This window comes from Methylocaldum sp. GT1BB (assembly GCF_051027545.1).
GTDB lineage: Bacteria > Pseudomonadota > Gammaproteobacteria > Methylococcales > Methylococcaceae > Methylocaldum.
This window is the reverse complement of the sequence record NZ_CP194902.1, coordinates 2,504,189-2,527,831: the sequence shown is the minus strand read 5'-3', so window position 1 is coordinate 2,527,831 and position 23,643 is coordinate 2,504,189. Positions and strand designations below refer to the sequence as shown.

General features: G+C 57.4%; 24 protein-coding genes and 1 tRNA gene. 9 read left to right on the top strand and 16 right to left on the bottom strand.

Features of this window, described 5'->3' with window-relative positions:
* Window positions 1-34 precede the first annotated feature (34 nt).
* Genes ACR2TX_RS12735 through sufT form a run of 5 tightly spaced genes read left to right on the top strand, consistent with a single transcriptional unit; the run spans window position 35 to window position 4,028 of the window.
* Window positions 35-1,360 carry a TRZ/ATZ family hydrolase gene (locus ACR2TX_RS12735; protein ID WP_434132319.1) on the top strand — a complete coding sequence of 442 codons (1,326 nt, stop codon included), beginning with the start codon at window positions 35-37 and terminating at the stop codon, window positions 1,358-1,360.
* Complete coding sequence (ubiG, locus tag ACR2TX_RS12730; RefSeq protein WP_434132317.1) at window positions 1,357-2,067, top strand: bifunctional 2-polyprenyl-6-hydroxyphenol methylase/3-demethylubiquinol 3-O-methyltransferase UbiG; 711 nt, start codon at window positions 1,357-1,359, stop codon at window positions 2,065-2,067. The genes ACR2TX_RS12735 and ubiG overlap by 4 nt, the downstream gene beginning before the upstream one ends.
* Before the next feature lie 4 nt (window positions 2,068-2,071).
* The gene (locus tag ACR2TX_RS12725) at window positions 2,072-2,749 is read left to right on the top strand and encodes an HAD family hydrolase (protein WP_077731163.1); all 678 of its coding nucleotides are present in this window, start codon (window positions 2,072-2,074) and stop codon (window positions 2,747-2,749) included.
* Window positions 2,746-3,468, top strand: a complete 723-nt coding sequence (locus ACR2TX_RS12720; RefSeq protein ID WP_077731162.1) for an SDR family NAD(P)-dependent oxidoreductase — start codon at window positions 2,746-2,748, stop codon at window positions 3,466-3,468. Before ACR2TX_RS12725 ends, ACR2TX_RS12720 begins: the two co-directional genes overlap by 4 nt.
* Window positions 3,469-3,473: 5 nt before the next feature.
* Window positions 3,474-4,028, top strand: coding sequence for a putative Fe-S cluster assembly protein SufT (sufT, locus tag ACR2TX_RS12715; RefSeq protein ID WP_077731161.1), 555 nt, complete (start codon window positions 3,474-3,476; stop codon window positions 4,026-4,028).
* Window positions 4,029-4,286: 258 nt separating this feature from the next.
* Here sufT and ACR2TX_RS12710 read toward each other — a convergent pair whose 3' ends face one another.
* From ACR2TX_RS12710 to ACR2TX_RS12645, 14 genes are all read right to left on the bottom strand, one after another.
* On the bottom strand, window positions 4,287-4,826 hold the full coding sequence (locus ACR2TX_RS12710) for a DUF2058 domain-containing protein (protein WP_434132314.1): 540 nt from the start codon (window positions 4,824-4,826) through the stop codon (window positions 4,287-4,289).
* A 69-nt stretch (window positions 4,827-4,895) separates the two neighbouring features.
* Window positions 4,896-6,056: an MFS transporter gene (locus tag ACR2TX_RS12705; RefSeq protein ID WP_347257280.1), complete on the bottom strand. Its 1,161-nt coding sequence runs from the start codon at window positions 6,054-6,056 to the stop codon at window positions 4,896-4,898.
* A gap of 23 nt (window positions 6,057-6,079) precedes the next feature.
* Window positions 6,080-7,180 carry a chorismate synthase gene (aroC, locus tag ACR2TX_RS12700; RefSeq protein WP_077731159.1) on the bottom strand — a complete coding sequence of 367 codons (1,101 nt, stop codon included), beginning with the start codon at window positions 7,178-7,180 and terminating at the stop codon, window positions 6,080-6,082.
* 43 nt (window positions 7,181-7,223) lie between these two features.
* A complete protein-coding gene (locus tag ACR2TX_RS12695) occupies window positions 7,224-7,835 on the bottom strand; it encodes a GDSL-type esterase/lipase family protein (protein WP_086135274.1) in 612 nt (203 codons plus the stop codon).
* A gap of 224 nt (window positions 7,836-8,059) precedes the next feature.
* A complete protein-coding gene (gene prmB, locus ACR2TX_RS12690) occupies window positions 8,060-8,983 on the bottom strand; it encodes a 50S ribosomal protein L3 N(5)-glutamine methyltransferase (RefSeq protein ID WP_086135273.1) in 924 nt (307 codons plus the stop codon).
* 171 nt (window positions 8,984-9,154) lie between these two features.
* Complete coding sequence (gene argC, locus ACR2TX_RS12685; protein WP_434132311.1) at window positions 9,155-10,186, bottom strand: N-acetyl-gamma-glutamyl-phosphate reductase; 1,032 nt, start codon at window positions 10,184-10,186, stop codon at window positions 9,155-9,157.
* Window positions 10,187-10,250: 64 nt separating this feature from the next.
* Window positions 10,251-10,604: an integration host factor subunit alpha gene (locus tag ACR2TX_RS12680; RefSeq protein WP_077731155.1), complete on the bottom strand. Its 354-nt coding sequence runs from the start codon at window positions 10,602-10,604 to the stop codon at window positions 10,251-10,253.
* A 4-nt stretch (window positions 10,605-10,608) separates the two neighbouring features.
* Window positions 10,609-12,987, bottom strand: coding sequence for a phenylalanine--tRNA ligase subunit beta (gene pheT, locus ACR2TX_RS12675; RefSeq protein ID WP_434132308.1), 2,379 nt, complete (start codon window positions 12,985-12,987; stop codon window positions 10,609-10,611).
* A gap of 21 nt (window positions 12,988-13,008) precedes the next feature.
* Window positions 13,009-14,034, bottom strand: coding sequence for a phenylalanine--tRNA ligase subunit alpha (gene pheS, locus ACR2TX_RS12670; protein ID WP_434132305.1), 1,026 nt, complete (start codon window positions 14,032-14,034; stop codon window positions 13,009-13,011).
* An 84-nt stretch (window positions 14,035-14,118) separates the two neighbouring features.
* Window positions 14,119-14,466: a 50S ribosomal protein L20 gene (gene rplT / locus ACR2TX_RS12665; RefSeq protein WP_077731152.1), complete on the bottom strand. Its 348-nt coding sequence runs from the start codon at window positions 14,464-14,466 to the stop codon at window positions 14,119-14,121.
* A 29-nt stretch (window positions 14,467-14,495) separates the two neighbouring features.
* Window positions 14,496-14,693, bottom strand: a complete 198-nt coding sequence (gene rpmI / locus ACR2TX_RS12660; protein WP_077731151.1) for a 50S ribosomal protein L35 — start codon at window positions 14,691-14,693, stop codon at window positions 14,496-14,498.
* 22 nt (window positions 14,694-14,715) lie between these two features.
* Window positions 14,716-15,240: a translation initiation factor IF-3 gene (gene infC, locus ACR2TX_RS12655; protein ID WP_077731150.1), complete on the bottom strand. Its 525-nt coding sequence runs from the start codon at window positions 15,238-15,240 to the stop codon at window positions 14,716-14,718.
* A 21-nt stretch (window positions 15,241-15,261) separates the two neighbouring features.
* Window positions 15,262-17,178, bottom strand: coding sequence for a threonine--tRNA ligase (gene thrS / locus ACR2TX_RS12650; RefSeq protein ID WP_077731212.1), 1,917 nt, complete (start codon window positions 17,176-17,178; stop codon window positions 15,262-15,264).
* Window positions 17,179-17,231: 53 nt separating this feature from the next.
* Window positions 17,232-17,308 (bottom strand) — tRNA-Val (locus ACR2TX_RS12645).
* Window positions 17,309-17,537: 229 nt separating this feature from the next.
* Here ACR2TX_RS12645 and ACR2TX_RS12640 point away from each other — a divergent pair.
* From ACR2TX_RS12640 to ACR2TX_RS12630, 3 genes are all read left to right on the top strand, one after another.
* Window positions 17,538-18,083, top strand: coding sequence for a Slp family lipoprotein (locus ACR2TX_RS12640; RefSeq protein WP_166642486.1), 546 nt, complete (start codon window positions 17,538-17,540; stop codon window positions 18,081-18,083).
* 33 nt (window positions 18,084-18,116) lie between these two features.
* A complete protein-coding gene (locus ACR2TX_RS12635) occupies window positions 18,117-18,665 on the top strand; it encodes a Slp family lipoprotein (RefSeq protein WP_276205404.1) in 549 nt (182 codons plus the stop codon).
* A gap of 244 nt (window positions 18,666-18,909) precedes the next feature.
* Window positions 18,910-20,112: a DesA family fatty acid desaturase gene (locus ACR2TX_RS12630; RefSeq protein ID WP_077731147.1), complete on the top strand. Its 1,203-nt coding sequence runs from the start codon at window positions 18,910-18,912 to the stop codon at window positions 20,110-20,112.
* Between the two features lie 376 nt (window positions 20,113-20,488).
* Here the strand turns inward: ACR2TX_RS12630 and groL are convergent, their stop codons facing one another.
* Together groL and groES are read right to left on the bottom strand one after the other, a co-directional pair.
* On the bottom strand, window positions 20,489-22,126 hold the full coding sequence (gene groL, locus ACR2TX_RS12625; RefSeq protein ID WP_077731146.1) for a chaperonin GroEL: 1,638 nt from the start codon (window positions 22,124-22,126) through the stop codon (window positions 20,489-20,491).
* Window positions 22,127-22,168: 42 nt separating this feature from the next.
* Window positions 22,169-22,459, bottom strand: coding sequence for a co-chaperone GroES (groES, locus tag ACR2TX_RS12620; RefSeq protein ID WP_077731211.1), 291 nt, complete (start codon window positions 22,457-22,459; stop codon window positions 22,169-22,171).
* A gap of 211 nt (window positions 22,460-22,670) precedes the next feature.
* Here groES and ACR2TX_RS12615 point away from each other — a divergent pair, with 211 nt between their 5' ends.
* Window positions 22,671-23,639 (top strand): helix-turn-helix transcriptional regulator, encoded by a 969-nt coding sequence (locus ACR2TX_RS12615; RefSeq protein ID WP_077731145.1) that lies wholly within the window; start codon window positions 22,671-22,673, stop codon window positions 23,637-23,639.
* Window positions 23,640-23,643 lie beyond the last annotated feature (4 nt).

The following is a 23,643-nucleotide window of genomic DNA, read 5'->3' as shown; positions in this document are numbered from 1 at the left end:
CATGATAAAGTTTAGTGAAACACTAGGTTATCGAATGCAAATCGACACTCTGCTAAAGGCGCGCTGGATCATCCCGGTGGAGCCCGATCGTATTGTTCTGGAACATCATGCTCTCGCCATAGACGGCGGGCGGATCGTGGACATCCTGCCGATTTCCGAGGCCGAACTTAAATACCAAGCCGCGTCGGTGGAGTCGTTCGATCGTCATGCTCTGATCCCGGGCTTCGTCAACGCCCATACCCATGCCGCCATGACCTTGTTGCGCGGCGTGGCCGACGACCGTCCGCTGATGGAATGGCTGCTCGACCATATTTGGCCCTTGGAACAGAAATGGGTCGGCGAGAACTTCGTGCGCGACGGCACCGATCTGGCGATGGCGGAAATGATTCGCGGGGGCGTCACCTGCTTCAACGACATGTATTTTTTTCCCGAGGTTACTGCCCGCCAGGCGGCACGTTGCGGCATGCGCGCCGTGGTCGGCCTGATCCTTATCGATTTTCCGAGCGCATGGGCGAGCGGCCCCGACGAGTATTTATCCAAGGGACTGGCGCTGTACGACGAACTTCGCCACAACCCTTTGATCACCACGGCGTTCGCGCCGCATGCGCCCTATTCCGTTTCGGACGAGCCCTTGCTGAAGGTTCGCACCCTCGCTGCGGAACTCGACCGTCCGATCCACATGCATCTGCACGAAACTCGGGACGAAATCGATCAGGGCCGCCAGCGTTACGGCATGCGCCCCATGAAGCGGCTTCAACAATTGGATCTTTTGGGTCCGTCCTTCGTTGCGGTACATATGACCCAGCTCACGGATGAAGAAATCGGCCAGTTCGCCGAATCCGGCGGCAGCGTCGTGCACTGTCCCGAATCGAATCTGAAGCTCGCCAGCGGCTTTTGTCCCGTCGCGAAGCTCATCAAGGCGGGTATCAACGTCGCCATCGGCACGGACGGCGCGGCCAGCAACAACGATCTCGACCTGATGGGTGAAATGCGTGCCGCGGCCTTGCTCGCCAAGGCGGTATCGGGAGATGCCGCCGCGGTTCCGGCCCATACCGCATTGCGGATGGCGACGCTCAACGGGGCCAAGGCCTTGGGACTCGAGGCGGAGATCGGTTCGCTGGAAATCGGAAAGTCTGCCGATATCACGGCTATCCATCTCGACGAACTCGAAACCCAACCCTTGTACGACCCGATTTCGAATGTCGTCTATGCGGCCGGACGCCATCAGATCACTGACGTCTGGGTGGCGGGACGCCAGCTTCTGAAAAACCGCGAGCTCACGACTCTGAACACCGAAGAACTTTTCCAGAAAGCCGCCGCCTGGCGGGAGAAATTAATCAGCGTACAGGAACGGCCATGACGAGCACCGAAAACGTCCACGAACACGAAATCCACAAATTCGGCGTGCTGGCCGATCGCTGGTGGGACCTCGACGGGGAATTCAAGACCTTGCATGCGGTCAACCCTTTGCGCATTCAGTTCATTCGCTCCTTCGTGGAACTCGAAGGCAAGCGTGTCGTCGATGTCGGCTGCGGCGGTGGAATACTGAGCGAGGGACTGGCGCGGGCCGGCGCCGAAGTAGTCGGTATCGACCTAGCCGAAGAGCTTTTGGACGTCGCGAAATCCCATGCGGACGAATCGGGGATCGGCGTGGATTATCGACGGGTCAGCGCCGAGGCGCTTGCCGAGGCGGAATCCGACAGCTTCGACATCGTGACCTGCATGGAAATGCTGGAACACGTGCCGGACCCCGCTTCGGTAGTCAGAGCCTGCGCCAAACTGGTCAAGCCGGGCGGCCGAGTCTTTTTCTCGACGCTGAACCGGAAGCTCAAAGCCTATCTCCTCGCGATCGTCGGTGCAGAATACCTCTTGAACATGATTCCCAAGGGAACCCACGACTACGCGACCTTCATCAAACCGTCCGAGCTCAGCCGATGGGCACGGGAAGCGGGACTCGAGCTTCTCGGCATGGAGGGCATCGCCTACAACCCGATCACCGGGCAGTTCACCCTGAGCCGCGATTTGGATGTCAATTACCTGGCGGCATTCGCCAGACCCGAGGAATAAACGCATGGCAGCAAACCCGACGGTTTCCGCCGTGCTGTTCGATCTGGACGGAACTCTGCTCGACACCGCGCCCGATCTGGTCTTTGCCGCCAACGCCGCACTCGCCGAGGCCGATATTCCGCCGCGTTCCGTGGACGAACTCAAGCCCTGCATCTCGGGCGGCGCCACCGTCATGCTGCGCTGCGCGTTCAACGGGGATTACGAGCCGGCGCTCTTCGGCCGAGTGCTGCAACGGATGCTGGAGCTTTACCACGCCCATGTCGCCGACCGCACCCGCTTCTTCGACGGTACCGAATCCGTGCTCGGCGAGCTCGAACGGCGCGGCATTCCCTGGGGCATCGTCACCAACAAGATGAGCAGGTTCACCGATCCCTTGCTGAAAAAACTAAATCTGGCCGACCGTGCCGGATGCGTCATCAGTGGCGACACCACCGCCGAAAAAAAGCCGCATCCCCTTCCCCTTCTGGAAGCCAGCCGGCGTTTGAATCACCCCCCGGAAGAGTGCGTCTACATCGGCGATGCTCCCGGCGACGTGGAAGCCGGCCGCCGAGCCGGCATGACGACCCTCACGGCGCTGTACGGTTATATCGCGGCGGAGCATGCGCCTCATGACTGGGGCGCCGACGGCCTGCTTGCGACACCTCGGGATCTGCTGCCCTGGCTGGACGGAGCGCTGTCATGAGCGGCTCGATGCTTGCTGACCGCGTCATTCTCGTTACCGGTGCCGGCGGCGGGCTCGGCTCGGCGGTTTCGAAGACTTGCGCCGCCGAGGGCGCGACGGTCATCCTGCTCGGAAAGACCATACCGAAGCTGGAGAAGGTCTACGACGCCATCGTAGCTGCCGGAGGACCGCAACCGGCGATTTATCCACTCGATTTGGCCGGCGCTACCGAGGACGATTACCGCGATCTCGCAGCCTCGGTCGAGCGGGAATTCGGCGCGCTGCACGGACTGGTGCATTGCGCTGCCGAGCTCGGCGCACTCGGACCGGTAAGCGATATCAGCGGCGGATTGTGGCAACGTCTGCTTCACGTCAACCTGACCGCGCCGTTCCTGCTGACCCGGGAACTCCTGCCATTGATAGCGAAATCTCCCGATTCGGGCATCGTATTCATCACCGACTCGGTGGCCCGAACCGGAAAAGCCTATTGGGGTGCTTACGGGGTAGCCAAGATCGGCCTGGAAGGCTTCGGGCGAATCCTTTCGGACGAGCTGGAAAGCCGCAAGGTTCGCGTTCACCTGTATTCGCCGGGTCCCATGCAGTCCCCGCTTCGCCGGCGCGCCTATCCGGCCGAGAACCCGGCGGGGCTGCCTTTGCCGGACATCCATGCGGAGCAAATCGCCCGCCTGCTGAGTCCAAACGAAACACCTTCAAACGCTTATCTGATTAACAACGCATAACACTTATGTACGGTTACGGTCGCGAAAGCATCGTCCTTCAGCGGGATGTCAACGTCGTCCAGATCCCCGACGGCACCCCCGGTTCACTGCCGAAAGGCCACGTAGTAAGTCTGTATCAATCTTTGGGCGGCAACTTCACCGTGGTCACCGAAATGGGCCAGATGGTGCGCATCGCCGGAAACGACGCCGATGCCCTCGGGAAAGAACCGCCGATCATGGGCAATCTCGTGAGCGGCACGGATCCCGAATCCGTCGAAAAAAACGTTTGGGAAGTGCTGAGGACCATTTTCGACCCGGAAATACCGGTCAACATCGTCGACTTGGGGCTGGTCTACCACTGCAAGGTGACTCCCGTCGAAGAGGGCAAGAACGATGTCGACATCATCATGACCCTGACCGCACCCGGCTGCGGCATGGGCCCTGTCCTGCAATACGACGCCGAAGCGGCGGTAAGAAATCTCCCGGGCGTGAACAGGGTGAACGTCGAAGTGGTCTTCGATCCGCCCTGGTCGCGCGACATGATGTCCGAGGTGGCGAAACTTCAGCTGGGAATGATCTAGAGCATTTTCCGGTTTGGTACGGTCCCCCAGGCTGCCCGTAAGTCGGCCATCCTTTGCCAACAAAACCTCTGGCCGATCTGTAAACGTCGGGAAAGGATTCCCGACCTACTCGGCCGCCCAGGCGCATCGTTGTAGGTCGGCAATCCCTTGCCGACAACCCGCTGTGTTGAGAACCGACGTCCTGGCGCTCCCGGAGCGTCCGTTTGCGATTGGGGTGGGATTCCCGACCTACAACTGATCACACGTCGCCAGACGCGCCTACCACATCAAATCGTCGGGGATCTTGTAATCGGCATATTCGTCGTCGGCATCTTGCGCTTGATCGGGCTGATTGAGCAGAACGATTCGGGTTTCATCCCGCTGCTTGATTTTTTCGGCCACCGGCAGCGGGACGATCTCATACCGAGACTCCAGGCTGGCTATTGCAAGCCTGCCCGCCACCAGACTTTGATGGACCGCCTTGGACACATAGATGGTCTTGACCTTGTTGTCGTGCGCGAACCGGTAGGCGATCTCGTCCTCCCCCGGCGAAACGCGGTTCGCCCCGATCAGCTGCTTGATTTGCGCGGCAAGCGCTTTTCTTTCCGCTTCTTTGGCTTTTTCCAGATTGAGCTGGCGGTCACGCTCGACTTTTGCCGCCATAGCGTCCTGAGCCGCGCGCTTGCTCTCGTCCTTTGCGGCAGCATTTCCGTGGCGATTCTGCTTTTCCTGTTTTCGTACTTCCTTGCTGGCCTGTTTGGCTTGCTTGTCGTTGACCAAGCCCGCCTTTAGAAGCTGATCTCTCAGGGAGTTACTCATGCCCATGGCTCCTGTTTCGTCTCATATTCAATGCCACACCCACATCTTTCAATACCGACGGCAGAACGGTCAATCCACATCCCGTTTCCCAACGGACGGCCAGGCGACCAGTAAGGCCAATAAGCTGGAGCCCGCCGCCGCCGTATAAACCCAGTGAGGCCCCCACGCCGTCCAGAAGTATCCGCTGTATAGACTACCCAGCGCGCCGCCCAAACCGAAACTGAGGGCACTGTAAAGGGCTTGTCCTTTGCCGTGATGCGGACCGCGGAAATGGCGATGCACCAGATGGATGGCGGCCACGTGGGCCGAGCCGAAACTCGCCGCGTGAAGCAGTTGGCCGGAGAAAATCGCCGCAAGGCTATCGACACCCCAGGCAATCAATAGCCAGCGCACAACGCTCAGGGCGAGGCTCGCCAGAAAGATCCGGCGCAGGCTGTAGCGCGCCAGTAAACGGTGCAAGAACGCGAACAGCACGATTTCCGCCAGGACGCCGAGTGCCCATAACTGACCGGTCTCGCCGCTGCTGAAGCCGTGATCCCGAAGATATACCGAGAAAAAGACGTAGTAAGGACCGTGTGCGAGTTGTTGCAGCATACACGCCAGGAAAAAAGCAATGACGTCGCCACGCTTCAAGATATTCGACAAAGAGCTCGGTTCCGGGCCATGAATTTCCTTCGGACCTCTCGGCACAGCCAGGCTGACCAGCCACAGCCCGCCGAACAGCAGCACGATCAACTGCGGTAGACAACCGATCGAAAGGACGCGCTCCAAAGCCTTGCCGATCGACACGACCGCCGCGATGAAGCCAATCGAGCCCCATACCCGCACCCAACTGTAGCGATACGTATCATGGCGCAGGTGATTGAGCGTGACGGTTTCGAAAAGCGGCAGCATGGCATTCCAGAAGAAACTGAATACCAGCATGACCAGGGCGAATCCTGCGAATCCTTGCAGTCTTAAAACCAGGCTGAAAGCGACTAGGGTGAAAAATCCGGCGAGCCGGACGACGGACAGGGTCCGCCCCGTTCGATCCGCCAGCCACCCCCAAAGATTCGGCGCGACGACTCGGGTCGCGGCGGTAATGGCGATCAACTGGCCGATCTCGGCCGCAGAGAATCCCGTGTCCTGGAGATAAAGCGCCCAGTACGGCAAAAAGGCGCCCAGCGCCGCGAAATAGAAAAAATAAAAGCCGGACAACCGGCCGTAAGGCACTTTACGCGCCGAGAGCATGGCTGGCGGAAGATCGTTCGGGGCTACGGAGCCCTGGATGGAATCGGCGCCAATTCCGTCTTCACGTCCGGATTCTGGGCGCGATGCCGCAGGTAATGATCCATCAGCACTAGGGCCGTCATCGCTTCGGCGATGGGGGTGGCCCGGATGCCGACGCAGGGGTCGTGCCGACCCGTGGTGATCACCTCCACGGGCTCGCCCCTGACGTTCACGGAACGGCCCGGCAGGCGCAAGCTGGAGGTCGGCTTCAGTGCGATGCTGGCAACGATATCCTGTCCCGAGGAAATGCCGCCCAATACTCCGCCGGCATGATTGCTCAGGAAACCTTGCGGACTCATCTCGTCGCGGAACTCGGTGCCTTTCGCCTCGACGCAGGCGAAACCGTCGCCGATCTCCACCCCTTTGACGGCGTTGATGCTCATCAAGGCATAAGCCAGCTCGGCATCCAGCCGGTCGAAAATCGGTTCGCCCCAGCCCGGCGGCACGCCGGTCGCGACGACGTTGATGCGCGCGCCGATGGACTCCCCTTCTTTGCGCAGAGCGTCCATATAGGCTTCCAGTTCCGCGACCTTCTCGGGGTCTGGGCAGAAGAACGGGTTGTTGTCCACCTCCTCCCAAACCACCCGATCGATCTTGATCGGGCCGAGTTGGGCCAGATAAGCGCGGATCGTCACGCCGACCCGTTCTTTCAGATATTTCTTGGCGATGGCGCCGGCAGCCACCCGCATGGCGGTTTCGCGAGCGGACGAGCGCCCGCCGCCGCGGTAATCCCGGAAGCCGTATTTCATATGGTAGGTGTAATCGGCATGACCCGGCCGAAAGGAGTCGGCGATCGTGGAGTAATCCTTGGAACGCTGATCCACGTTTTCGATCAGCAAACCGATCGGGGTGCCCGTGGTACGCCCGTCGAACACCCCGGACAAAATCTTCACTTCGTCGGGCTCGCGGCGTTGCGTGGTATGCCGGGATTTGCCGGGGCGCCGCCGTTCCAGCTCCCCCTGAATGTCGGCCTCGGACAACTCCAGGCCCGGCGGGCAGCCGTCCACGATGCAGCCGATGGCGGGACCGTGGCTCTCGCCGAAGGAAGTGACGGTAAAGAGTTTGCCTAGGGTGTTTCCGGACATGGTAAAGATTTCAAACGTTCCTAAACGACGGAGCTATTAAGGTTCAAATCGCCCCCGCCACCTTGAGCCGATCCGCCACTGCCTCGGCCAGCATCCGATAGCCCGGCCCATTCGGGTGTACCCCATCGGATTTGAGCGAATTGTCCCGGATGATTTTGCTCAGCGTCCCGGTTTCGAAGGGAATCGCGAACTCTTCGGCGATCTTTGCATAAAACTCGGGCGGCGAGAACATCAGCCCGAACTTGGGCACGGCGATCAAAACCACGCTGATGCCGCGGTCCCTGGCCAATTTGACCATGGCCCGGACGTTGTCGGCCGCCTGCTGCTCGCCCAAGTTGCGCAGAAAATCGTTACCGCCGTGGCATAGAATCAACAGCGTGGGCTGATGCTCGTCCAGCAGTGCCGGCAGGCGCTCCAGACCTTCCGCACTGGTTTCGCCCGGCACGCCGGCGTTGATGACCTCTCGCCCGATCAAGCCTTGCAATACGGATGGATAACTCTGCTCGGAACCGGCGCCGGTTCCGAAAGTCAGACTGTCGCCAAACGCGAGCACCTTCGCCTCCGTCGGAAGCTTCGGCAGTTTCGCGCTAGAGCCACAGGCCACCAGCCATAACAGCAGAACAGACATACCGGCGAATTTTAACTGAACCCTCATTGTTTCCCTCTGCTTGATCTTGTTCGTTAGTAACGGGTCGATCACGTTGAATCAACGTGCAACAAATCCTGGGCTGTGGTTACGAGGAACCGCATAGTGAACGAAGCATACGGTTCGCGTACTCATCGCCCCCGACAAGAATAGTCGTGCCTCGGATTGCTGCCAGCAGAGATTCCATGAGAGATGCAATATTGTCCCAGCGCTGGCGGACTTGTCAGCTTCTTCTAACTCTTCTGAAAAAGCTTGCTACACCGGTCGACCTGTTCGGCAGTCAGCAGGAACACACCCTCGCCGCCCCGCTCGAAATCCAGCCAGTAGAAGGGAACTTCCGGGTAGGCGGTTTCCAGGGCTTCGGCGCTGCTGCCGACTTCGACGACAAGAACGCCCTCCGGTTTAAGGTGGCGATGGGCGTCCCGGAGGATGCGGCGCACGCAATCGAGGCCGTCTTCGCCCGCTTCCAGGCCCAGCCTCGGCTCGGCGTGATATTCCGGCGCCAAGCCGCGCCACTCGTCGAGGTTTACGTATGGAGGATTGCTGACGATCAGATCGTAACGCCGGTCGCCCAACTCGGAATAAACGTCCGATTTGATGGCGTTCACCCGGTCTTCCAGGTGGTGCTTCTTGATATTGATACGCGCCACTTCCAGCGCGTCCGACGAGATATCGACGGCGTCGACCCGTGCCTCCGGAAAGGCGTAAGCGCAAGCGATGGCAATGCACGCGCTGCCGGTGCAAAGATCGAGCACGTCGTGCACCCGGTCCGCCTCGATCCAGGGAGCGAAATGGTTTTCGATCAGTTCGGCGATGGGCGAACGCGGCACCAGTACCCGTTCGTCAACATAGAAGGGCAAACCGGCAAAAGAAGCCTCGTGAATGAGATACGCCAGAGGCTTGCGCTCGACGATGCGGCGCTGGACGAGTGCGAGGACACGCTCGCGCTCGTCCATGGTCAACGTGGCCGCGAAATAGCCGCCCGGGAGATCGTAAGGCATATGCAAGGTATGAAGCACCAAGGCGGCGGCTTCGTCCAGTGCGCTGGCGGTACCGTGGCCGAAAAACAACTCCGCTTGCACGAAACGGCTGGCGGCCCAACGGATGTAATCGCGGATGGTGGTTAAGGTTACGGACGGATGGGGTGATGTCGACATGGCCGAAGATTCCGGTAGACCCGGTATTGTAATGGAAAATCGCCCCGTACCGACGAGGCTTATGGAAAATCCGCCGACGGACGCACTAGAACCAACGCGTACGTTACCACCAGAGCTACGGTTTACGCGAACGGTCTACTTGAGTCTCTGCCCGTCACCACTGAAACCGCTTTAGGGATAAAGCCCGATATTTCTGAGCCCTTTCGTTTCCTCCAGGCCAAACATCAGGTTCATGTTTTGCACCGCTTGGCCGGCTGCACCTTTCACCAAATTGTCTATGACCGACAAAATTACCACCGTATTGCCGTCCATAGGCCTATGGACGGCAATCTGGCATCGGTTTACGCCGCGCACGTTGCGAGTGTCGGGATGGGAACCCGCCGGCAGAACGTCGACGAAAGGTTCGGCTCGATAGCGCTCCTCGAATAGCGCCTGCAAGTCGCCGTGCGCGGCGCTCAGTTCGGCATAAACCGTGGCGTGAATACCCCGAATCATGGGGATCAAATGGGGCACGAAGGTGAGGCCCACGTCCTGTCCTGCGGCTTGGTCCAATCCCTGCTTGATTTCCGGCCAATGACGATGGCCTTTGACGCTATAAGCCTTGAGGCTCTCGCCCGTTTCGCTCATAAGCATGGAAATTTCTGCTTTGCGCCCGGCGCCGCTAACACCCGATTTCACGTCGGCGATGATGCGGTCCAAGCGAATCGCCCTCGCCTCAATCAATGGCAATAATGCCAGTTGAACCGAAGTCGGATAACAACCGGGGCATGCGATCAGCCGCGCCGACCGAATCAGTGCCCGATTCACTTCGGGCAGCCCGTAAACGGCTTCTTCCAACAGCTGGGGAGAAACGTGCGGCTCTCCGTACCAATGAGCCCATACATCCGGGTTTTTGAGGCGGAAATCGGCGGACAGATCGATAACTTTGACGCCCCGCGCCAACAAGGCTTCGGCCGTCCGCATCGCAGTGCCGTTGGGCGTCGCGAAAAACACCACGTCGCATCCGGCTAGCGCATCCGCCGAGGGCTCGACGAAGATCGCATCGACGAAACCCCGCAGGTTCGGATACAACTCGTCGACTCGTTTTCCGGCATCGGCCCGCGAGGTGACGATGGTTATGGCGACGTCAGGATGAAGCGCGAGAATCCGCAGCAACTCCACACCGGTATAGCCGGTACCGCCTACAATGCCGACTCGGATCATTCTCGGCTCTCTCGTTCGAAACGAATTAGGGACGATTTCCGCGAAGGAAGCAGGTCAAGAAAACTCAAGACCCTCGAGATTTTTTCGCACTCGGCGCTTCGCTTTCTAGCCGAACGTTCTCGGCGTTTTGTCTCGAATACGCTTCCACGCTGACCTTCAATTTCTGTCCCGGCTTGAACGTCACCACACGGCGCGCGGTGATCGGAATCTCTTCACCGGTTTTCGGATTTCTGCCCGGCCGCTGATTTTTGTCGCGAAGATCGAAATTGCCGAACCCGGACAACTTCACTGAATTTCCTTGCGCCAGCGCGGCCTTGATCTCTTCGAAAAACTGGTCGACCAACTCCTTGGCATCCCGCTTGTTAATGCCGTGGTTCTCGAAAAGCCTCTCAACCATGTCTGCTTTGGTCAGTGCCATCTTTTCAATCTCTCAACCTAGCATTGAATTCTATGCTCAGACGTTCCAAAACGCGTCCTACCGTTTCATCGACCCTGGCGTCGGTCAAGGTTTCGGCCTCATCCTGCAACACCAAACCGAGAGCGACGCTCTTCCGACCGGTCTCGACACCCTGCCCCCGGTAAACGTCGAACACCACGACCTGGCGCAAGATAGAGCTATCCGCTTCTTTCACGCACTCGATCAAACGATCGATCGTGACGGATTCGTCAACGATGACCGCGATATCCCGGCGCACCTGCGGGAACTTCGATATTCCGTGGAATACCGGAATATGCCTTCCGAGCAGCACGTCTTGATCGAGCTCGAACAGAAACACGCTCTGTTCGAAGCTTAGTTGCTTTTCCAGGCGAGGATGCAGCATTCCGATCCAACCGAGCCGTTCGCCGTCGAGCCGGATTTCCGCCGATTGCCCCGGATGAAGTGCCGGATGAGCAGCGGCGACAAATTCCAAACCAGCCTCCCGGCCGGTCAGTTTGACGATGCCCTCGACATCGGCCTTCACGTCGTAAAAATCCACGGAGCGAGCCGCTTCTCCCCACTGCTCTTCATGTACCGCCCCTATCGCCAGGCCAGCGATAGATTTCCGCTGTTCGATGCCGCTGCCCCGCCTCGCGAAACGCAGACCTGCTTCGAATAGGCGCACCCGGTTCTGCTGGCGGAACGTGTTCTTGAGAGCCGCGTCCAGCAAACCGCACCAAAGGCCGGTGCGCATGACGGCCAAGTCGGAGGAAATCGGATTCTTCAAGGCCAGATAGGGAATTTCCGGCTCGATCAGCGCCTGCCGAGCTTCGTCCACGAAACTGTAGGTAATCGCCTCCTGGTAACCGCGATCGACCAGGAGGTTCTTAACCCGGTCCAGATCGAGTATTCGTTCGGACACCGGACGCATCGCCGTCGCCATGACCGGATGGCGGCGCGGCAACGATTCGTAGCCGTAGACCCTTCCGAGTTCCTCGATGAGATCGGCCTCTATGGCGATATCGAAACGAAATCCGGGCGGCGTCACGGTCCATCCCTCCGGATGGTCCGCGAGAGTCATTCCCAGCCGTTTGAGAATTTCGGCGACCTTCGGTTGCTCGATGCTCATGCCGAGCAGACGGGTAATCCTCTCGTAACGCAGCGGAATCGGCGCGCGTCGCGGCAAATGCGGGGGGCTGGCCGCTTCGACGATGGGTCCCGCTTCTCCGCCAGCAATGGATAACACAAGTTCGCTCGCCCGCTCGATGGCACGAGTCTGCAACTCGGGATCGACGCCTCTCTCGAAGCGATGGGACGATTCGGTATTCAGCCCATAGCGCCTAGCCTTGCCCATGATCACGCTCGGCGTGAAAAAAGCGCATTCGACGAAAATATCGGCAGTGCCATCGCCCACCGCGGAGTCGCTGCCGCCCATGATGCCCGCCAATGCCAAGGCTTTTCGTTGATCGGCGATCACCAAAACATCGGAGTCCAGCGCGATTTCCTCGCCGTTCAAGAGGCGCAGCTTCTCGCCCGGCGCCGCATAGCGAACGTGGATGCCGCCCTCCAGCTTGGCCGCGTCGAAGGCGTGCAAAGGTTGTCCCATTTCCAAGAGCACATAATTGGTAACGTCCACTACCGCATCTAGGGATCGGATACCGGCGCGCCGCAAACGTTCGCGCATCCATAGCGGCGTCTGAACGGTACGCGATACGCCTTTGATCAGCCGCCCCAAATAGCGCGGGCACGCTTCGGGTGCGGAAACGCTCACCGGGTGCTCTTCTCGAATCGTTGTAGGAACGGCAGGAACGTCCGGTACTGCCCAATCCAGAGCGTTGAGCGAGGCCACTTCGCGCGCAATGCCTTCTACGCTTAGACAATCTGCGCGGTTCGGTGTCAGATCGACCTCGATGATGCAATCGTCCAGCTTCAGATAATCCCGAACATCGGTCCCCACTGGAGCATCCGAGGGCAATTCCATCAGCCCTGTTTGGGGATCGTCTATTCCCAACTCCTTGGCCGAACACAGCATGCCAAACGAGGCGATGCCGCGAAGCTCCGATTTCCGAATGGAAACATCCCCCGGCAGACGTGCCCCTTCGATGGCGAGCGGCACACGCATCCCGACCCGGACGTTAGGCGCTCCGCATACGATTTGAAGAGGCTCACCGGAACCGCCGGACACCAGACAGACTCGCAGCCGGTCGGCCTGTGGATGGGGCGAGACCTCGAGGACTTCGGCCACGATAACGCCGCTGAACGATGCAGCGGCGGGTTCGGCGCTATCGACCTCAAGACCCGCCATCGTCAACTGATGAACCAGTCTTTGCGTGTCTATCGATGGATTGACGTATTCTCGTAGCCAGGCCTCGCTGAAGCGCATGGGAAGGACCGTATGTTGTTCTTAAAATGCCGCGAATTGTGAAAGAAATCTAAGGTCGTTCTCGAAAAACAGCCTGAGGTCGTTGATGCCGTAGCGCAGCATCGCGAGCCGTTCCACGCCCAAACCGAAGGCGAAACCGGTATAGCGTTCCGGATCGATTTTGACGAATTCGAAAACCCGCGGATGGATCATCCCGCAACCCATTACCTCCAGCCAACCGGTCTGCTTGCAAACGCGGCAACCTTCGCCTCCGCACATGACGCACTCGATATCGACTTCGGCGGACGGTTCGGTAAACGGGAAATAAGACGGGCGGAAACGTACCTGCATGTCCTTTTCGAAGAACAAGGTCAGGAACTCGTAGAGAATACCCTTGAGGTCGGCAAAGCTGACGTCCCGATCGACGACGAATCCTTCCACTTGATGAAACATCGGGGTGTGGGTCAAATCGGAATCGCAGCGATAGACGCGGCCCGGCGCGATGACCCTAAGCGGCGGGCTCTGGGTCTCCATGATCCGCACCTGCACCGGTGAGGTATGGGTACGCAGGAGGGTGTGCTCGTCGAAATAAAAAGTGTCGTGCATCGCCCGCGCGGGATGATGGGCGGGTATGTTCAATGCTTCGAAGTTATGGTAATCGTCCTCGACTTCGGGGCCTTCGACGATGTCGAATCCGATGTTCTTGAATAGTTGGCTAATGCGCCGCAACGTCAGAGTGACCGGATGGAGCCCTCCCGTACGCTGCCCGCGCCCCGGCAGGGTAACGTCGATGGTTTCCCGCTTGAGACGTTCTTCCAGCTCGCTCGCCTCCAGAACGCTCTTTCGGGCCTCCAAATCGGCTATAAACCGGTCTTTGGCCCGATTAACCCGGCCTCCGGCCTCCCGTCGCTGTTCCGCCGGAAGCGTACCGAGTTCTTTCATGCGCTCGGTAAATACACCTTTCTTGCCGAGATAATGTACTCGCACTTGATCGAGTTTTCCGAGCGTATCGGCCTCGGCCACTTGCTTTCTGGCCTGCACGAGAAGCTCTTCAAGGGGTGTACTCACAGCCTTGCTCGCTTGGACAACGGTTTTGAAATGAAGAACGGGAAAAACTCGGGGCGAGTCTTTCCCGTGAAGATCAGGCGCGGGCTAACCCTGGGCGATCTTGGCCAATTCAGCGAACGCATCTTTGTCGCGAACAGCCAAATCCGCCAGAACTTTACGGTCGATTTCGACGGACGCCTTTTTTAGGCCATCCATAAAACGGCTATAAGACAGTCCGAATTCGCGTGCCGCGGCATTGATTCTCACGATCCAAAGCGCACGGAATTGGCGTTTTCTCTGTCTGCGATCCCGATAAGCGTATTGGCCGGCTTTGATAACCGCCTGCTTGGCAACGCGATAAACTCGGCTACGGGCGCCGTAATAACCTTTCGCCTGCTTGAGAACCTTTTTGTGCCGGGCTCTCGCAGTGACGCCTCGTTTTACTCTAGGCATGGGCTTCTCTCTCGATGGGCAAGAAAAAATCAGCTATAAGGCAACAAGCGAGTCGCGCTCCGCACATCCGAAGGGTGCAAGGCAGCGGGATTGCGCAGTTGGCGCTTTCTCTTGGTGCTCTTCTTCGTCAGAATGTGACGACGATGCGAATGATTGCATTTGAAACCGCCGGACGCAGTACGCTTGAAGCGTTTCGCTGCGCCGCGATTGGTCTTCATCTTAGGCATATAAATCTCCAACAACTCAAGATTATTTTTTTCTCTTCGGCGCAAGCGTCATGCTTAACTGCTTACCTTCCATTTTCGGAAACTGCTCTACGACGGCGTGCTCCACGAGGTCCGTCTCGATCCGCTTCAGAAGGTCAATGCCTAATTCGCGATGACTCAGTTCTCGACCGCGAAACCGAACAGTGACCTTTGCCTTATCGCCGTCCGATAGAAAGCGAATGAGATTGCGCAGCTTGACCTGGTAATCGCCCTCGTCCGTACCCGGCCGGAATTTGATTTCCTTAACCTGAATCTGCTTTTGCTTTTTCTTGGCCGCTTGCAGCTTCTTATTCTGCTCAAAACGGAATTTACCGTAATCCATTACCCGGCAAACGGGAGGATCGGCTGCCGGCGAAATCTCGACCAGATCCAGATTCGCATCATAAGCAATTTGCCTGGCTTCTCTGGTCGACACGACTCCTACTTGATTACCGTCGGGTCCGATCAACCTGACAGTGGGCGCCGTGATCTCTTCATTCAGGCGCGGCTCTTTTCTTTCAGCAGTGATATCCTATTCCTCCGAACGCAATTATTGAAACGCAGCGCGACTCGCCACCTCGTCGGTAAACTTGCCGATCAAATCCGGCAAGCTGAAACCGCCTAGATCCTGGCCTTTCTGTGTACGAACAGAAACGGTACGGGAATCCAGTTCTTTATCGCCGACGATTAATAAATAAGGCACACGCTGCACGGTATGCTCGCGGATTTTAAAGCCGATCTTCTCATTTCTCAAGTCGGACTTTACCCGAAAGCCTTGTTTTACAAGCTCCGCAGCCAATTCGGCGGCATATTCGGCTTGATTTCCGGTAATGTTGAGCACCACCGCCTGAACCGGCGCCAGCCAAAGCGGAAAATACCCTGCGTAATGCTCGATGAGAATGCCGATGAAGCGTTCCATCGATCCTATGATCGCCCTATGCAGCATGACCGGCGTATGGCGGGCATTGTCTTCGCCCACGTATTCGGCACCGAGACGCCCCGGCATCATGAAATCCACCTGAATCGTCCCGCACTGCCATACCCGACCGATCGCATCCTTCAACGTGAACTCGATCTTGGGGCCATAGAAAGCTCCCTCACCGGGCTGCAATTGGTATTCGATGTCTTGCGCGGCCAAAGCAGCCATCAGCGCAGCTTCGGCCTTATCCCAAATTTCATCGCTGCCGAGCCGCTTGGGCGGGCGCGTGGACAGTTTGTACTGGATATCGGTAAAGCCGAAATCCGCGTACACCTTACGCAAGACACCTATGAATGCGACAACTTCCGCCTGAATTTGATCCTCGGCACAAAAAACATGGCCATCGTCCTGATTGAAACCGCGCACACGCATGATCCCGTGCAAGGTGCCGGAGGGCTCGTTGCGATGACAGGAACCGAATTCCCCGAACCGGATCGGCAGTTCGCGATAGCTATGCAGATGCTGTTTGAAAACCTGGATGTGACCGGGGCAGTTCATGGGCTTTACCGCATACTCTCTATTCTCGGACGCGGTAAAAAACATATTCTCGTGAAAGTTGTCCCAGTGGCCCGAAGCTTTCCAAAGGCTTACGTCCAGAATCTGAGGACAGCGGATTTCTTGATAGCCATTCTCACGGAACACCCGGCGCATGTACTGCTCGACCTGCTGATACAGCGCCCATCCATTGGGATGCCAGAACACCATTCCGGGAGCTTCCTCCTGAGTATGGAACAGGTCCTGCAGCTTGCCGATCTTGCGATGATCGCGCTTATCCGCCTCTTCCAGCCGATGCAGATAGGCGTCCAAATCCTTCTTGTCGGCCCAGGCGGTGCCATAGACACGCTGCAGCATGGCATTGCGGGAATCCCCCCGCCAATAGGCACCCGCCACCTTCATGAGCTTGAAGGCTCTAAGCTTTCCGGTATCCGGCACATGGGGACCGCGACAAAGATCGGTAAAATCCCCTTGCGAGTAGAGGGAGATTTGCTCGCCCTGAGGTATGGCTTCGATAATTTCGGCCTTATAGTGCTCGCCCTGGTCACGGAAAAATTTGACGGCTTCTTCCCGACGCATCACCTCCCGCCTGACGGGAATCGCCTTTGCCGCCAATTCCGTCATTTTCTTTTCGATTGCCTCGAGGTCTTCCGGCGTAAAGGGACGTTCGAAGGCAAAATCGTAGTAAAACCCGTTTTCCACCACCGGACCGATCGTCACTTGCGCGCTCGGATACAACGCCTTAACGGCCTGAGCCAGCAGATGGGCAGTTGAATGGCGAATAATCTCCAGCCCGTCCGCGTCCTTACCCGTGACGATTTCGACTGCGGCGTCATGTTCGACAAGAGTCGACAAATCGACCAGTTTCCCGTCGATTCGACCAGCCAATGCCGCCTTAGCCAATCCCGGACCAATGGACTGCGCCACCTCCATAAGCGTTACGGGGTGATCGAATGTGCGAGCGGAACCATCCGGCAGACGTATCACGGGCATCAGTCGAAACCTCTTCAACAAAAAAAGCATCGCCCAGCGATGCTTTTCGGAATTGGTAGGCGCGATTGGACTTGAACCAACGACCCCCACCATGTCAAGGTGGTGCTCTAACCAACTGAGCTACGCGCCTAAAATCAAGAGACGCAATTATAGAGCTATTTTTTGTTTAATTAAAGCCTTTCGTTCTCATCGCATTTAAGCGGCAAAATTTCACGGGTGGCAACGACGGGAATTGGTTATGATGGCCACTAGATGTGAATTCGGCAGGAGCAGTTCTGTCCAATTAAGAGGAAAGCAGTTCCGCAAGGGTGATAAACATGGCCATGTCACCGATCGAAACCTCGATTTCGGAAGTTTGTTTGGGTAGATCGAAGTTGTTCCGATTAGTATTGTTATGGATAACGCTCTTAAGCATAGCGGGGTGCGCAACCAGCCCGTTTTCGAAACCCATTCGGACGGCGACGAAAACGCAGCCATCGTTCTCGGAAATCAGCGCCCGCCCCGACGCCTACAAAGGCAGGACGGTCATGCTGGGCGGCGTGATCGTCCAAACCAGCAACCGCCCACAGTTCACCGAAATCGAAGTCTTGCAAAAACCGCTAGAAAGTTCGGATCGCCCGGAAGACGTCGACACTTCCGCCGGACGATTCCTGATTCACTGCAACCGCTTCCTGGATTCGGCGGTCTATGCGAAGGGACGCGAAGTGACGGTCGCCGGAGAGGTCCAAGGCAAGGAAACCAAGCCTCTCGATCAAATCAACTACACCTACCCGGTAATCGGTTGCAAGGAAATTCATCTTTGGGCCAACCGGCCGACTTACACCTATTATCCGACGCCATACTGGTACGATCCTTGGTGGCGAGGCTGGCCCGGCTATTACCCTTATTGGTACCCTTATTGGTAAGACTCATTCAACTCAAAAGGCTGCAACGCTACTGTGAGAGAATCTCGGATCTCGAAAAAGGACATCCGATCCGGCTACCCAATATCCTGGCCCCGCTTTCTCGGCCTGGCCGCCTTACTTGCGATCACGCTACAACTCAGCGGTTGCGGCTCGGTACTGTCGCGAGCGACCATGGACCAGGTCGATCCGAAACTTTCGCCCGAAACTGTCCTGAATAACCCAAAAGCGTTTATCGGCCAAGCCATTCTCATCGGCGGAACTATCCTTAGCGCCGAAAATCTACAGGAAGGCACGTTAGTCGAAGTACTGACCTATCCCACCGATAGACGAGGCGAGCCGGAACTCAGTGAGCCCGCATTGGGCCGATTCTTAATATTGTATCCCGGCTATTTAGACACACTCATCTACGAACAAGGCCGGCGAATTGTTGCAGCCGGTCGCGTCATCGGCGAACGCACGACGGAAACCGGCGAAGCGACTCGTGCATTTCCGTTGTTACGTCCTTTGGAGATCAAACTGTTATCCGAATATGACACCGGACCTCGGATCGGTATTGGCTTAGGCGTTGGATTTGGCTTTTGATCGATGATCATAGCCTCGCGTCTTGCCGGTCCCTGCAACACTCAATCCCACCCGATAAACCAGTTAGAAAACGTGCGGATTGAAAATCCATTCGATGCTATCCAAAATGGCGTCGCGTGCATTCGCCAAGGCGGATGCTTTTTCCAATTCGTGCTCTTTGAGGCAACTCTATGGAAAGATTTGCAGCCCCTTAAGGATTGTTAGTTAATGCCCATCTCTTATTTTTTATTTTTATAGTGAAAAAATGATTAACGGTTTACTCGACCTCCCCTGGTGGGGACTTATTGCCGTTACGCTCGGTCTGACCCACATCACCATTGCCAGCGTCACGATTTTCCTACATCGCCACCAGGCGCATCGCGCTTTGGACCTTCATCCGGCGGTCAGCCATTTTTTTCGGCTCTGGCTGTGGCTGACAACTGGCATGGGCACCAAGGCCTGGGTCGCGATTCATCGCAAACACCACGCCAAATGTGAAACCCCGGAAGACCCCCATAGCCCTCGCGTGTTTGGCATAAGCAAGGTCTTATGGGAAGGCGCGGAACTCTACCGGACCGAAGCAGCCAATCCGGAAACCTTGGATCAATACGGCTACGGCACGCCTGATGACTGGCTGGAGCGAAAACTTTACTCGCCGCACCCCGGTCTTGGCGTCGCGCTTATGTTTCTCGCCGACGTTGCGCTGTTCGGCTTCTTCGGCATTACCATTTGGGCCGTACAAATGCTCTGGATTCCCTTTTGGGCAGCGGGCGTAATCAACGGCCTGGGGCATTTCTCCGGTTATCGCAATTTTGAAACCCGCGATGCGTCCACCAATCTCTTCCCGATAGGCTTACTGATCGGCGGCGAGGAACTTCACAATAACCACCATGCCTATCCCTCTTCGGCGCGGCTATCCTCCCGTTGGTGGGAATTGGACATCGGGTGGGCCTACATTCGCCTGATGGAACTATTGAAGTTAGCAACGGTTCGCCGGGTTGCTCCAAAAATTCGCATTCTTCACGACAAGAAATTGATCGATTTGGCGACAATACAGGCCGTAATGCGTAACCGGGTCCATGTGCTGGCTTTATACGGCCGTAGCGTGGTGCTTCCGGTCCTGCGTCAAGAATTAAAGACTGCCCTCCCGGCATCCCGACGCCTGCTCCGCGATGCAAAGCCGCTCTTGGTTCGAGAGGATATCCAATTCGATGAGGCCGCCACCCACATCCTTGATCGAGCACTGAACTTGAGCCAAACACTTCACACCGTTTACCAATTCAAGGAGGAATTGAAACAGCTTTGGGCGAACTCTTCAGTCGGCTACGAAGCACGTGTGCAGTCGCTCAGAGAGTGGTGCCAACGAGCGAAGGAGACTGGCATCCAATCACTTCATGAGTTTGCCGACTTGTTGCACGGCTATACCATTACAAATCGGCTGTCCGTCAATTATTTACCCAGCACTTAAGCCAAGCACCACTCACATGCTGCCGTGCGGCGTCTCATGTGAGTCATGATATGGTCGGGAAAGTAGCGACCTGTTCATCCAGGATCAGGCTTTCTCGGCCTTCCGCAACGATCATTTGCGATTGATAAGAATCCCCGATTTACTTGGCGCACCGGTCCTTAGGTCGGCAATCCATAGCGACAAACCCATTGCGTAGAAAAAGGATTTTCGACTTACAAGTCGTGCAGCGCTGTAAGCCGGAATAAGCATTTCCGCGGGTTTATCCATGTAGCTTTGGACAGCGATGCCAAGGACACGGGCCCAAAGCTGAAAATGCTTCAAAAAAAAGCCCCATCCGAAGATGGGGCTTTTTTACACTTAAATGATCGGTCGGCGATTACATCATGTCGCCCATGCCGCCCATTCCACCCATGCCTGCCGGCATCGGAGTCTCTTCCTTCGGCTCTTCGGCAACCATTGCCTCAGTGGTGATCATGAGACCCGCCACGGAACCGGCGTTCTGCAGCGCGGTACGGGTCACTTTCGCCGGGTCCAGAATGCCCATGGCGACCATATCGCCGAATTCGCCGGTTGCTGCGTTGTAGCCGAAATTTCCGGAACCCTCGGCTACCTTGTTCAGAACCACGGACGACTCGTCGCCGGCATTGGCCACGATCTGGCGCAGCGGCTCTTCCATCGCGCGGCGGGCGATGCTGATGCCGACATCCTGATCGTGGTTTACGCCTTTCAGATCCTTGATCTTTTGCAGAGCGCGGACCAGAGCCACGCCGCCGCCCGGCACGATGCCTTCTTCAACCGCAGCGCGGGTCGCGTGCAACGCGTCTTCCACGCGGGCTTTCTTCTCCTTCATCTCGACTTCGGTGGCCGCGCCGACCTTGATCACTGCCACACCGCCGGCCAACTTCGCCAAGCGCTCTTGCAGCTTTTCTCTATCGTAGTCCGACGTGGTCTCTTCGATCTGCTTACGGATCTGGGTGATACGGCCCTGGATTCTTTCCTTAGCGCCGGCGCCATCGATGATGGTGGTCTCTTCCTTGCTGATCTGAACCTTCTTGGCATTGCCCAAATCGTTCAGACTCGCTTTCTCCAGGCTCAGACCCACTTCTTCGGAAATTACGGTGCCGCCCGTCAGGATAGCGATGTCTTCCAACATGGCTTTACGGCGATCGCCGAAACCGGGCGCTTTAACGGCGCAAACCTTGATGATGCCGCGCATGTTGTTGACGACCAAGGTCGCCAGCGCTTCGCCTTCGACATCTTCCGCGATGATCAGCAGCGGACGACCGGCTTTAGCGACGCCTTCGAGTACCGGCAGCATGTCGCGGATATTGGAAATCTTTTTCTCGCAGATGAGGATCAGCGGGTTTTCCAGCTCGGCGCTCATGCTTTGCTGATTGTTGATGAAGTACGGCGACAAATAGCCGCGGTCGAACTGCATACCTTCGACGACATCCAGGCTGTTTTCAAGGCCCGAACCTTCCTCGACCGTGATCACGCCTTCCTTGCCCACCTTGTCCATCGCTTCGGCAATGATCTTGCCGATGCTCTCGTCTGAGTTGGCGGAAATGGTGCCGACTTGAGCGATCGCGTTGCTGTCGGTGCAGGGAACGGACATCTCGTGGATAGCGTCGACGGCGGCGGTGACCGCCTTGTCGATACCGCGTTTCAGATCCATAGGATTCATGCCGGCGGCCACGGCCTTCAGGCCCTCGACCAGAATCGATTGCGCCAGAACGGTGGCGGTGGTGGTGCCGTCGCCCGCGACATCGGAAGTCTGAGACGCGACTTCCTTCACCATCTGAGCGCCCATGTTTTCGAACTTGTCGGAGAGCTCGATATCTTTCGCCACGGATACGCCGTCCTTGGTGACGGTCGGCGCGCCGAAACTCTTTTCGAGCACCACATTGCGGCCTTTCGGACCCAAGGTCACTTTCACCGCCTGTGCCAGAATATTGACCCCGCGAACCATGCGGATCCGCGCGTCATCACCGAATCTTACGTCTTTCGCTGCCATTACGATTTACCTTCGTTGGTTGATGTTGAATTCCGGGCGTGCTCAGTCTTCGAGCACAGCCATGATGTCGTCTTCGCGCATGACAAGGATATCCTCGCCATCGAGTTTCACCTCGGTGCCGGAATATTTGCCGAACAGCACCTTGTCGCCCGCTTTGACTTGCAGCGCGCGCACTTGCCCGTTATCCAGAGTCTTGCCGTTACCCACCGCAAGAACTTCACCGCGCATCGGTTTTTCCGCAGCCGTATCCGGAATCACGATTCCGCCCGGCGAAGTCCGCTCCTCTTCGAGGCGCCTCACGATAACACGGTCATTCAAAGGACGAATTTTCATCATACTCTCCTGTTCCTACTGATGATGTATTGACTGACGAGCGGTCGACCAGACCCTAGCTTTGTTAGCACTCGACTAAAACGAGTGCTAATCATAGCCGTCGAATATTTCATGTCAAGATCAACGCTCCCCCACCACATGTGGAAGAGCTGCGCGAATCCGCGTTTTTCCTGGGTTAAGATTCGTGCGCAACCAGCTTCGAGAAAAGAACATGGACCGCACCGAACGCTTCTACAAAATCGATCAACTGATCCGCGACCGGGAAAACGTCTCTCAAAAGGCGTTTCTTGAAGAATTGGGTATATCGGCAGCCACTTTCAAGCGTGATATCGAATATATGCGTAGTCGATTCAACGCGCCGATCGTTTGGGACCGAAAAACCCGCGGCTACCGCTTCGGGCCCCATGGCGGCGATGCGGCCTACGAGCTGCCCGGCCTTTGGTTCAACGCCTCGGAAATTCACGCTCTTCTCACCATGCGCCAACTGCTCGCAGACCTTCAGCCCGGACTGCTCGAACCGCATATCCAGCCGCTGCTCGCTCGCCTCAATGCCCTGCTCGGCGCCGGCGATCACGAGTGGCAGGAAGTCGAAAAACGGGTCCGGGTGTTCCATGTCGCACGGCGAACGGTGGATCTACAGCATTTCGAAGTGGTTGCGACGGCTCTGCTCAGACGCCGCCGGCTGCGAATTGTCCATTACAACCGCAGCACCGATGAAACATCCGAACGCACGGTGTCGCCGCAGCGCCTGATCCACTACCGCGAAAACTGGTATTTGGACGCCTGGTGCCATCTCCGTGAAGCGATCCGAAGCTTCGCCGTGGATGCGCTCCGCTCCGCATCGGCGCTCAACGAACCCGCCGTAGACATCCCGGACGAAGAGCTGGATCGAGAACTGGCATCCGGTTACGGCATCTTCTCCGGCGCCGAAATCCACTGGGCGGAATTGCGTTTTACGCCCGAACGCGCGCGCTGGGTCAGCCATGAAATCTGGCATCCCAAGCAAAAGACCCGGTTCGAGCCGGACGGCAGTTACACCCTCGAAATCCCCTACGCCGACGACCGCGAACTGATCATGGACATCCTCAAGCATGGCGCGGACGTCGAAATCCTCGCTCCCGAATCGCTCAGGAGCAAACTGCAAGAAACGGTTCGGGCAATGGCGGCCCGCTACGAATAAAAAT